We start from the raw sequence: 10426 nt of genomic DNA on the forward strand, positions 1-10426 counted from the left end.
TCCGAACTCAGCGGTGACGCTGGCGAATGGCCTGGGAAGGGGTGACGAAGCGCAGGCTGACGGCCAGCCCGAGTACCGCGACGAGCATGTAGGTCACGGCCATCGCCGCCGTCAGCGGACCGGGCACGCCGCCCGGGTCGGAGATCGCACCGAAGAGTGCGACGACGAGCGTCTGGGTGTCGGCGGCCGAGACGAAGAACGTGAGCTCGAACGCGCCGAGCGTCCGGACGAGGACCAGGATCCCGGCGGCGAGCATCCCGGGCAGGAGCAGCGGGACCAGCACCCGGCTGAACAGCCGCAGGTTGTTGGCCCCGAAGACGCGCGCGGCGTTCTCCACCTCGGGGGAGATCTGCTCGACGAACGGAACCATGATCAGGACGACGAGCGGGAGAGTCGGCACCAGGTTCACGAGCACCACGGCCGTCATCGAGCCGCCGAGCCCGACGCGGTACATGAGCGCCGCGAGCTGCACCGCGTACGTCATCGGCGGCAGGATGATCGGCAGCAGCATGAGCAGCATGACCACCGACCGGCCGGGGAAGGCGCGGCGGGCGAGCAGGTAGCCGGCAGGCACGCCGGCCAGCAGCGCGATCACGACCACCGCGACCCCGGCCTGCGCGGTGTTGGCGAGAGCCTGCGACATGCCGGTGCTCGACCAGGCCCGGCCGTACCAGGTGGCGGTGAGCCCCGCCGGCCACCAGCCGCCCCGCCACGTGGTGGCGAACGACTGGACGACGACGGACGCCAGCACCCCGAGGATCACGGCCACGAAGCAGCCTGCGGCCACCCACGTGATCACGGCGGTGAGCGTGGGGCGCTCGCGCCGCGTGCGCGGGGGCGGCCCGGCCGCGATGTCGGCGGTGGTCATCCCTTGCCTCCCGTCGCCGGGCCGCGGTAGAGCCGGTTGCGCAGCAGCATCAGCACGCCGAGGATCACCAGCTCGAGCACGGTCATGACCACCGCGATGGCCGCGGCCGCCGGGTAGTCCGACCGCTGGGAGGCCGCCTGGTAGATCGGCAGCGTGAGCACGTGGGTGGCGTTGTCGGGCTGCCCGACGAGGATCGCCGACGGGAACACGGCGAACGCCTCCACCAGGCAGAGCGTGAACGCCGTGATCAGGCCGGGCACGGCCAGCGGCATGATGATCCGCCAGAACCGTGCGGCACGGCTCGCGCCGAGGGTGGCCGCGGCGTCCTCGATCGACCGGTCGATGCCGCCGAAGAAGCCCATCAGCATCACGAACGCGAACGGGATGCTCACCAGCGTCGTGGCGATGAAGGTGCCCGTGTAGTTGTAGATGAACTGCTGCTGGGGAACGCCGAGCGAGGTCAGCAGCAGGTTGGTCCAGCCCGTCGGCGAGAAGACCTGCGTCATGCCCTGGGCGATGAGCACGGAGCCGAACGTCAGCGGCAGGAGCACCACCAGCGTCACGATCCGGCGGCCGGGGAAGTCGCGGCGCATCCGGAAGGCCAGCGGCGCGGCGGCCGCCACGCTGAGGACCGCGACGGGCACGGCGAGCCGCAGCGTCTTCCAGATGGAGTCGCGCAGGTACGGATCGCCGAAGAAGTCGGTGTAGTTGGCCAGCGGGTCGCCGCCCTCGAGCGGCTGGAACGAGATCGACAGCCCGTAGAGGAACGGGTAGACGAACAGCGCGCCGATGATCAGCACCGCGGGCAGGATGAGCAGCAGGGTCCAGTCCACGCCCCGCTCCGCGAGGCGATGGCGCAGGGGCTGCGGCGGCCGCGGTGGGGCCGTGGTGGCCGGGGTGCCCGGTTCAGCCGTGAGCGTCATCGGGCACCTCCGCCCGGCCCTCGGCGGGGAACACCAGCACCCGTTCCTCGGGAGCGCCGAGCGTGACGCGCGCACCGGCCGCCACCGGCTTCTCGGTGCGGAAGTGCAGCACCACGCCGCGTTCCGTGCGGGCGCGGACGGCGAGCTCGCGCCCGTGGTACTCCACCACCTCGGCGAGCGCGGGGACGTCGTTCACCCCGGCCCGTCCCGGCACGATGTCCTCCGGCCGGATCGCGACCATCACCTCGGAACCGGCCCTGAGCCCGGCCGCGGGGTCGGCCGTGCCCTGCAGCCACAGGTCGCCGGCGACCACGCAGACCCTGCGCGGGTCGCTCTCCACCTGCTCCACCCGCGCGCTGATCATGTTGCGGTAGCCCATGAAGCCGGCGACGTACGCGCTCGCCGGCTGGGTGTAGACCTGCTCGGGCGTGCCGCTCTGCTCCAGCCTGCCGCCGCGCAGCACCACGAGCCGGGTGGCGAGCGACAGCGCCTCCTCCTGGTCGTGGGTGACGTAGAGGACCGACAGCTCCCGTTCCTGGTAGAGCCGCTTGATCTCGGTGCGCATCTCGATGCGCAGCGCCGCGTCCAGGTTGGACAGCGGCTCGTCCATGAGCACGATCTCCGGGTCGATGGCCAGTGCCCTGGCGATCGCGACGCGCTGCTGCTGGCCGCCCGACAGCTGGGACGGGAGCTTGCCGGCGTGGTCGGCGAGCTGCACGAGGTCGAGTGCGGCCTGCGCCCGCCTGCGCCGTTCGGCGCGGGGGACCTTGCGCATCGAGAGCCCGAACTCGACGTTGCGCGCCACCGTGAGGTGCGGGAACAGCGCGTAGCTCTGGAAGACCATCCCGAAGCCGCGCTTGTCGGCCGGCAGGGAGTCGATCCGCTTGCCGTCCCGCCAGATCGAGCCGGTGGTCAGCGGCTGCAGGCCGGCGAGGCAGGCCAGCGCCGTGGACTTGCCGCAGCCGGACGGCCCGAGCAGGGCGACGAACTCACCGTGGGCCAGCTCGAGGTCGAGGTCGGTCAGTGCGGCCGTCTTCCCGTACCAGCGCGACACCTGGCGCATCTGCAGCGAGCCGAAGGTGCTGCCCTGCGTGCCGGCGCCGGTGGTCTGCTCAGCTACCGACATGGCTGCCGACCTCCCGCTGCCACAGGTCGAACGCCTTCACCATCGTCGGAGGTGGGAGCGGTGGATGGTTCTGCCCTGACGCCAGCGCCTGCGGGTAGAAGTCCGGCCTGCCGAACTGCTGAAGCAGTGCCTGGCCGTCCGCGGGGGCGTCCGACGGCTTCACGTTCTTGTTGGCCGTGATCAGCGACCCGGTGGCGTAGGTGAGGGCCTGCTGGTCGGGCTGCAGCGTGAACTTGATCAGCTCGAGCGCCACGTACAGCGTCTGCGGCGAGACCCCCTTGGGGATCATCATGAAGTGGCCGTCGCCGATCCAGTGCTGGTCGGCGAACATCGCCACCTGGTCAGTGCCCGCCCACGTGCCGTCCCGGCGGCTGTTGATGTCCATCGACACGATGGTGGGGATCAGCTGCAGCTGCCCGGAGCCGAACTGCTGGTTCATGATCGTCGAGCTGGCGGGGTACGAGGTGACGTACTTGCCGAGCTCGCGCAGGTATGCCCAGGTCTTGCTCCACCCGTTCACGGGGTCGGAGGGATCACTGTCGCCGAGCATGTACGGCAGCGACATCATGAACGTGCGGCCGGGGCCCGAGTTGGCGGGCTGCGCGTAGGTGAACTGGCCGGGGTGCTCACGGGCCCAGGCCAGCAGCTCGTCGGGCGTCGTGGGCGGCGCGCTCATGGTGCCCGGATGGAAGGCGAGCAGCGGGCCGTTCGGGTTGTAGCGGTTCAGGACGCCGTAGCCGCCGCTGAGGTCCTGCAGCTCCTTGCTCGCCGCGTCCTGCACCTGGGACAGGTCGGGGAGGCTCGACGAGTACTGCGGCAGCAGCTGCATGATGAGGTTCTCGGTCTGGCCGGCGCCCAGCACGTCGGGGCCCCCGAGGACCACCGAGATGTCGACCTTGTCGGCCACCTGCTGCGCGCGCACCTTGCCGGCCACGTCGGGGGCGGGGGCCGTCTGGTAGCTGATTCCGGAGACGAGCTCGGGGTGTGCCTTGGCGAAGTTGTCGTAGATGACCTTGTTGCCGGTGAGGTTGCCCGCCCCGTCGAGCAGCGTGAGGGCGATCGGACTGGTGGGCCGCTCGGGAGTGACCACCTCGTCGGCGCCGGTCTGCTGCGCTCCGGGCGCGCCGCACCCGGCCAGCCCGAGCAGGACCGCGGCGGCAAGACCCAGGCCGAGTCGTCCGCGTCCCGTACCACGACTGATCACGTTGTACCTCCATGTACGGCGTGACGGGAAAGCGGTCCAGAATCCGGTATGCGCTTTCCGGACAGGCTTGGTAACCGCTTTCCAGCATGACCCTCCCCGCCGGACGGAGTCAAGACCGCCCACAACCGTGATCGCGTCCCCCGCGGACGGGTCCCGTCAGGGCCGGCGGTGGCCGCACCAGTTCGCGAGCCGCTCGGTCGGCCCGGCGTCGGCGCGGGGCGGCACCGGTGACGCGAAGGGGATGTGGCCACCGCGGGGCTCGGCCGGGAGGACGCGCTCCGTCATCGCGAGCACGGCCCGTGCCGCCTCGGGGTCGGCCTCCACGTCCTGGCCCGTGGCCACGGCGAGGTCCCAGCCGTGGACGAGCGTCTCGCGCGTCCAGCTGACCAGCGCGGCGCGGCCGGGAACGGTGCCGAACGGAGCCGTGACGACCCGGTCGAGCAACCGGCCGCTGTCGGCCTCGTCGCCCCAGACCGCCCACATCGCGGCGATCGCGTCGCCGTACACCCTCGACCACCCGTCGTCGGGCGCGGCCGGGACGAAGCTCGGGGTCAATGCCCAGTCCATGCCCTTTCCGAGCGCGGTGGCCCGGTCGACGGTGGCGACGAGGTGCGCGAGGAGCGTGCGGACGTCGAACTCGGGGCACGGGGTCGGCTCGCCGAGCTGGTCGGAGCGGATCCCGCGAACGATGTCCTGGGCCCAGGAGAGGGCGCCTGCGTAGAGGGGGCGGGGGTCGGTGAGCTCACTGGTCGTCATGGCGAGGAGTCTCGACGCCATTCGCGACACCTTGTGTCGTGTATGTCTGCGATTCTTCGTGGCGTGCGTGCCGACCGCCTGCTGTCCTTGCTTCTCCTGCTGCAGCACCGCGGACGGATGACGGCTCCGGCGCTGGCCCGGGAGCTGGAGGTGTCCACGCGCACGGTGCTGCGTGACGTCGACGCGCTCTCGTCCGCCGGCGTTCCGGTGTACGCCGAGCGCGGCCGCCACGGGGGGTTCGCGCTCCTCCCCGGCTACACCACCGACCTCACCGGACTGACCCACGACGAGGCGCTCGCGCTGCTGGTGGCCGGCTCGCAGACCGCGCCCCCGCCTTCCGGCGGAGCACCGGCGCTGGCGTCCGCCATGCGGAAGGTCGTGGCGGCGCTGCCCCAGCAGCGACGCGCCGCCGCCACCCGCGACGCCGGACGCATCCTGATCCGGCGGGAGGGCATGGTCGGCCGGACGGACGGCCCGGCGGCGGAGGCTCCCGACGACGAGGAGCGGCTGGCCGTGGTCCGGGGCGCCGTGTTCGCCGGACGCAGGCTGCGCGTCCACTACGCCGCGTCCGGGGAGGAGGCCCGGTGGCGGACGGTCGATCCGGTGGGCCTCGTGAACGCCCGCGGCCGGTGGTACCTGCTCGCCACCCGTGACGGCGCGGACCGGACCTACCGGCTGTCCCGGATCCTCGCCGTCGAGGAGCTGGCCGAAGCCGCCGACCGGCCCGCCGGGGTGGACCTGCAGCGGGCCTGGGAGGAGCGCCGCGCGCGGTTCGCGGCCACCATGGCCGCCCTGACCGTGACGGTCCGGGTCCGCTCGCACGCGAGGGGCGCCCTCGTGCGCTCCGTGCGTCAGGTGATCGCCGAGCAGGTCGACGGCGACGGGTGGCTGCGTCTCGAGCTGGAGTTCACCGGGCTCGACCACGCGCTGGGCGCCGTCTGGGCCCTCGGTCCGGACGCCGAGGTGATCGGGTCCCCGCAGTTGCGTGCGGCCGTCGTCGAACGGGCGGCGGCCACCGCGGCCCGTTACGTCGCCGCCCCCACCGCCGGACCGGTTCCGTAGATCTACCGACTCCTACGCAGTGGTTCTTCGGAGGCCGCGGGGTCGGCGCGGCCACTACCGTTCAGGACATGGGCGGGACCACCGCACCAGCGCCCCTCGGGGGGACTCGCCACGGAGGCGGCGCTGGGTGCCGGGGGGCTTGCAGGTGGTCCCGCCCAGATCATCGGCGACCGGCGGTTCCGTAGTTCTGCGGACGCCCTGGCGATTCACGCGATCTAGGGTCCGGATCATGGAGACGACCACCGCACCGGCCCGCCGCGGCCGCGTCCTGTACGGGGTGGCGATGGTCCTGACGATCCCGCTCTCCCTGATGACTGCCCTGTTCGGCGTGGGGGCCGGCGGGATGTTCGCCCTGTGCTACGACTCCGGGGCGAGCTCCGCGGCGGACCGGTGCGCCGCGGTGGGGGTGTTCCTCGTGGTCGCCTGTCTCGCGACGCTGCTCGTGCCGGTGGTCTTCGGCATCTGGGGCAGGCGGGCCACCACCCTGGCCCAGGTCGCCGCCCGGCTGGGCATCTGCCTGCTCGGCTACGTGGTGCCGCTGCTCTTCTTCGCGGCGGTCACCCTGCTCTAGGGGGTGAGCGCGTCCGGAACGCCGCAGGGGCGGCACCCGGAACCGGGTGCCGCCCCTGCGGGACGAGCTGGGTACTGCGGGGTGGGACGGACTCAGAAGTCCATGCCGCCCATGCCGCCGGTCGGGTCGCCCCCGGCCGGGGCCGGGTTCTTCTCCGGCTTGTCGGCGATGACGGCCTCGGTGGTGAGGAACAGGGCCGCGATCGAGGCTGCGTTCTGCAGCGCCGAGCGGGTGACCTTGGCGGGGTCGATGATCCCGGCCTTGATCAGGTCCTTGTACTCACCGGTGGCCGCGTCGAGGCCCTCGCCGGCGTTGAGCCCGCGCACCTTCTCCGCGACGACGCCGCCCTCGAGGCCGGCGTTGATGGCGATCTGCTTGAGCGGAGCCTCCAGCGCGACCTTGACGATGTTGGCGCCAGTGGCCTCGTCACCGTCCAGGCCGAGACCCTCGAACAGGCCGGCACCGGCCTGGATCAGGGCGACGCCACCGCCGGCGACGATGCCCTCCTCGACGGCCGCCTTCGCGTTGCGAACGGCGTCCTCGATGCGGTGCTTGCGCTCCTTGAGCTCCACCTCGGTGGCCGCTCCGGCCTTGATGACCGCAACACCGCCGGCCAGCTTGGCCAGGCGCTCCTGCAGCTTCTCGCGGTCGTAGTCGGAGTCGGTGCGCTCGATCTCGGCGCGGATCTGGTTGACCCGGCCCGCGATCTGGTCGGCGTCGCCGGAACCGTCGACGATGGTGGTCTCGTCCTTGGTGACCACGACCTTGCGGGCGCGGCCCAGCAGCGACAGGTCGGCGTTCTCCAGCTTGAGGCCGACCTTCTCCGAGATGACCTCGCCACCGGTGAGGATGGCCATGTCGGCCAGCATCGCCTCGCGGCGGTCACCGAAGCCCGGCGCCTTGACGGCAACGGACTTGAAGGTGCCACGGATCTTGTTGACGACCAGGGTGGCCAGGGCCTCGCCCTCGACGTCCTCGGCGATGATCGCGAGCGGCTTGCCGCCCTGCATGACCTTCTCGAGCAGCGGGAGCAGGTCCTTGACGGTGGAGATCTTGGAGCTGACCAGGAGGATGTAGGGGTCCTCGAGCTCGGCCTCCATCCGCTCCGCGTCGGTGACGAAGTAGGGCGAGATGTAGCCCTTGTCGAAGCGCATGCCCTCGGTGAGCTCGAGCTCCAGACCGAAGGTCTGGCTCTCCTCGACCGTGATCACGCCTTCCTTGCCGACCTTGTCCATCGCCTCGGCGATCAGCTCGCCGATGGTGGAGTCGGCCGCGGAGATCGAGGCGGTGGCAGCGATCTGCTCCTTGGTCTCGACCTCCTTGGCGGTCTTGAGCAGCTGCTGGGAGACGGCCTCGACGGCCTTCTCGATGCCCCGCTTGAGCGCCATCGGGTTCGCGCCGGCGGCGACGTTGCGCAGGCCCTCGCGGACCAGCGCCTGCGCCAGCACGGTGGCGGTGGTGGTGCCGTCACCCGCGATGTCGTCGGTCTTCTTGGCAACTTCCTTGACGAGCTCGGCCCCGATCTTCTCCCAGGGGTCCTCGAGCTCGATCTCCTTGGCGATCGACACACCATCGTTCGTGATGGTGGGCGCGCCCCACTTCTTCTCCAGGACAACGTTGCGGCCACGCGGGCCGAGCGTCACCTTGACAGCGTCGGCGAGGGTGTTCATGCCGCGCTCGAGCCCGCGGCGCGCCTCCTCGTCGAAAGCGATCATCTTCGCCATGGGGGTGTTGTCCTCCGATTGGGATGACACGAAAGTCTCGCGTCGAGCCCGGCGCCCGCGACGGACGACCGACAACCCTGCGCCGGTCTCACCTGCTCGACATCTGGCACTCTACCGTGCCGAGTGCCAACCCGGTTTTAGCACTCGCGCCCGTCGAGTGCAAGGTCACCCGACGGTGGTGGGAGGCCCCGGAAACGAGCCGGGGGGACCGGTTCGACCGATCCCCCCTGGTGACTCGCCGCGCCGGCGGCTCCGTCAGATACGACGCACCGCGTCGGCCTGGCTGCGCCCGTCCCGACCTGCCGTCGTCTCGAACTCCACGCGGTCGCCCTCGTCCAGCGTTCTGAAACCGTCCGACTGGATCGCGCTGTAGTGGACGAAGACGTCCGGCCCACCGTCGGTGGCGATGAAGCCGAAGCCCTTCTCCGCGTTGAACCACTTGACCGTGCCCTGAGCCACGGCACCTCCATGTTCCTCGCTGATCTACGCCCGATCGACGCTACCCAAAAACCAGCGCCCGCGCCCTTATGAGATCGCTGAGTGAGGTCAGGCAGGATGCCTGTGTGGCGAGCTTCCCGAGGACCGTAGAAGAACACCGTGCCGTGGTCGCTGCGCTGCTGCCGCCGATGCCCGCCGAGGACGTCCCGGTGGGGCAGGCCAGGGGGCGCGTGCTCGCCGCCGACGTCGTGGCGGCGGTCTCGCTGCCGTCCTTCGACAACTCGGCGATGGACGGGTACGCCGTGCGCGCCGCCGACGTGGCGGGCCGGGAGGACTCGCGTCCCGTCGAACTGCCCGTCGGCGCCGACATCCCGGCGGGGCGTCTCGACGTGCCACCGCTGGAACCCGGCACCGCCCACCGGATCATGACGGGTGCCGCGCTGCCGGCAGGGGCCGACGCCGTGGTGCCCGTCGAGGACACCGACGGCGGCACCACGACGGTCCGGCTCTCCGCCGCTCCCGCCCCGGGCGCGCACGTCCGCTACGCGGGCGAGGACGTGCTGGCCGGCGACGTCGTCCTCACCGCGGGCATGGTGCTCGGCCCGGCCCAGATCGGGGTGGCGGCAGCGGTCGGTGCGGTCACCGTGGCGGTGCGGCGCCTGCCCACCGTGCTGGTGCTGTCCACCGGATCGGAGCTCGTGGCGCCCGGGACCGCGCTGCAGCCGGGGCAGATCTACGAGTCGAACGGCCCGATGCTCGCGGCCGCGGTCGAGGACGCAGGCGGTCGTGCCGAGCTGCTCCGGTTCGTTCCGGACGACGTCGAGCAGTTCCTCGACCGGATCCGCCGTCGCCTCGACGCCGGGCACGTCGATCTCGTGCTGACCTCCGGCGGGGTGAGCGCGGGGGCGTACGAGGTGGTGCGCGACGCGTTCTCCGGGCGCGGTGTGGAGTTCGGCAAGGTCGCCATGCAGCCCGGCGGACCCCAAGGGGCAGGGCGTGTCGGCGACCTGGGCGGGGTCGGGGTGGTGACGCTGCCCGGTAACCCGGTGAGCTCACATGTCTCGTTCGAGGTGTTCGTCCGGTCCGCCCTGCGGGCCTCGTTCGGGCATCCGTACCCTGATCGGCCCGTCGTGACGGCTACGCTCAGTGAGCGTTGGACCTCGCCCGCGGGTCGTCGGCAGTTCCGCAGAGGCGTCCTCGACGCGGTGCACGGCACGGTTCGGGAGGTCGGAACGCCGGCGTCGCACCTCCTCGGTTCGTTGGCCAGGGCGGAGTGTCTGGTCGTCGTTCCGGAGGACGTGACGGAGCTCGACGCGGGCTCGCCGGTCGAGGTGTGGTTGCTCGAGCCCTGAGCAGCGACCAAAATGTGACTCAGGTCACAGGCTCTAGAGGCAACAATTCCCGCTCCCGGAGCGTCTTACTGATTGGGTGTTCGGCCGATCGGTGCACATCACAGCCTTTCAGGGCCTGTGATCTGGACGATCGATCGGGTACTCGGGGATACTTGTAGAGCGGCGTCGGGAGACCGAGGTCGTGTCGCAACGGACCTACCGCCCGTCGCTGGGGAGCGGACGAGCGGTTCCACGGCCGGGGTCGTCGTCTCGGGGGATGACGGCCCCGGCCCTTTGCGTTCACCCGGTCCTCGGCCCGGTGACGGCAGTGTGGCACACGGTGACGATCTGCTCTCGCGTACCGTAGCCGCCGCTGCGATCGTCCCGTGTCGCCACCCGGAGGAGCCGACCCGCCCCCATGCC

The 10426-nt window shown here is 71.3% G+C and carries 10 protein-coding genes; 3 read left to right on the forward strand and 7 right to left on the reverse strand.

Features of this window, described 5'->3' with window-relative positions:
* Nucleotides 1-7: 7 nt before the first annotated feature.
* The 5 genes from HF577_RS18040 to HF577_RS18060 all read right to left on the reverse strand — a co-directional run bounded on the left by HF577_RS18040 (nt 8) and on the right by HF577_RS18060 (nt 4898).
* The gene (locus tag HF577_RS18040; RefSeq protein WP_169397049.1) at nt 8-868 is read right to left on the reverse strand and encodes an ABC transporter permease; all 861 of its coding nucleotides are present in this window, start codon (nt 866-868) and stop codon (nt 8-10) included.
* A complete protein-coding gene (locus HF577_RS18045) occupies nt 865-1791 on the reverse strand; it encodes an ABC transporter permease (RefSeq protein WP_169397050.1) in 927 nt (308 codons plus the stop codon). The genes HF577_RS18040 and HF577_RS18045 overlap by 4 nt, the downstream gene beginning before the upstream one ends.
* The gene (locus HF577_RS18050) at nt 1775-2917 is read right to left on the reverse strand and encodes an ABC transporter ATP-binding protein (RefSeq protein ID WP_169397051.1); all 1143 of its coding nucleotides are present in this window, start codon (nt 2915-2917) and stop codon (nt 1775-1777) included. The genes HF577_RS18045 and HF577_RS18050 overlap by 17 nt, the downstream gene beginning before the upstream one ends.
* Nucleotides 2904-4121 (reverse strand): extracellular solute-binding protein, encoded by a 1218-nt coding sequence (locus HF577_RS18055; RefSeq protein WP_169397052.1) that lies wholly within the window; start codon nt 4119-4121, stop codon nt 2904-2906. Before HF577_RS18055 ends, HF577_RS18050 begins: the two co-directional genes overlap by 14 nt.
* 156 nt (nt 4122-4277) lie before the next feature.
* The gene (locus HF577_RS18060; protein ID WP_246266545.1) at nt 4278-4898 is read right to left on the reverse strand and encodes a TIGR03086 family metal-binding protein; all 621 of its coding nucleotides are present in this window, start codon (nt 4896-4898) and stop codon (nt 4278-4280) included.
* 42 nt (nt 4899-4940) lie between these two features.
* Between HF577_RS18060 and HF577_RS18065 the strand changes: the two genes are divergently transcribed.
* Nucleotides 4941-5939 carry a helix-turn-helix transcriptional regulator gene (locus tag HF577_RS18065; RefSeq protein ID WP_169397053.1) on the forward strand — a complete coding sequence of 333 codons (999 nt, stop codon included), beginning with the start codon at nt 4941-4943 and terminating at the stop codon, nt 5937-5939.
* Between the two features lie 229 nt (nt 5940-6168).
* Nucleotides 6169-6510 (forward strand): hypothetical protein, encoded by a 342-nt coding sequence (locus HF577_RS18070; protein WP_169397054.1) that lies wholly within the window; start codon nt 6169-6171, stop codon nt 6508-6510.
* 92 nt (nt 6511-6602) lie between these two features.
* On the opposite strand, the gene groL is transcribed toward HF577_RS18070, so the two are convergent.
* Nucleotides 6603-8234, reverse strand: coding sequence for a chaperonin GroEL (gene groL, locus HF577_RS18075; protein ID WP_169397055.1), 1632 nt, complete (start codon nt 8232-8234; stop codon nt 6603-6605).
* A 255-nt stretch (nt 8235-8489) separates the two neighbouring features.
* A complete protein-coding gene (locus tag HF577_RS18080) occupies nt 8490-8693 on the reverse strand; it encodes a cold-shock protein (RefSeq protein ID WP_075944303.1) in 204 nt (67 codons plus the stop codon).
* Between the two features lie 68 nt (nt 8694-8761).
* Here HF577_RS18080 and moeA point away from each other — a divergent pair, with 68 nt between their 5' ends.
* On the forward strand, nt 8762-10024 hold the full coding sequence (gene moeA / locus HF577_RS18085) for a molybdopterin molybdotransferase MoeA (protein WP_169397056.1): 1263 nt from the start codon (nt 8762-8764) through the stop codon (nt 10022-10024).
* Nucleotides 10025-10426: the final 402 nt, after the last annotated feature.

Origin of the sequence: Pseudonocardia xinjiangensis, from assembly GCF_012911925.1 — a bacterium.
Lineage (GTDB): Bacteria > Actinomycetota > Actinomycetes > Mycobacteriales > Pseudonocardiaceae > Pseudonocardia > Pseudonocardia xinjiangensis.

What these genes read in the sequence shown, in the direction of transcription:
- HF577_RS18070 (WP_169397054.1), top strand. Translation starts at nt 6,169, where the DNA reads ATGGAGACGACCACCGCACCGGCCCGCCGCGGCCGCGTCCTGTACGGG.
- moeA (WP_169397056.1), top strand. Translation starts at nt 8,762, where the DNA reads ATGAGATCGCTGAGTGAGGTCAGGCAGGATGCCTGTGTGGCGAGCTTC.
- HF577_RS18040 (WP_169397049.1), bottom strand. Translation starts at nt 868, where the DNA reads ATGACCACCGCCGACATCGCGGCCGGGCCGCCCCCGCGCACGCGGCGC.
- HF577_RS18050 (WP_169397051.1), bottom strand. Translation starts at nt 2,917, where the DNA reads ATGTCGGTAGCTGAGCAGACCACCGGCGCCGGCACGCAGGGCAGCACC.
- HF577_RS18045 (WP_169397050.1), bottom strand. Translation starts at nt 1,791, where the DNA reads ATGACGCTCACGGCTGAACCGGGCACCCCGGCCACCACGGCCCCACCG.
- groL (WP_169397055.1), bottom strand. Translation starts at nt 8,234, where the DNA reads ATGGCGAAGATGATCGCTTTCGACGAGGAGGCGCGCCGCGGGCTCGAG.
- HF577_RS18060 (WP_246266545.1), bottom strand. Translation starts at nt 4,898, where the DNA reads ATGGCGTCGAGACTCCTCGCCATGACGACCAGTGAGCTCACCGACCCC.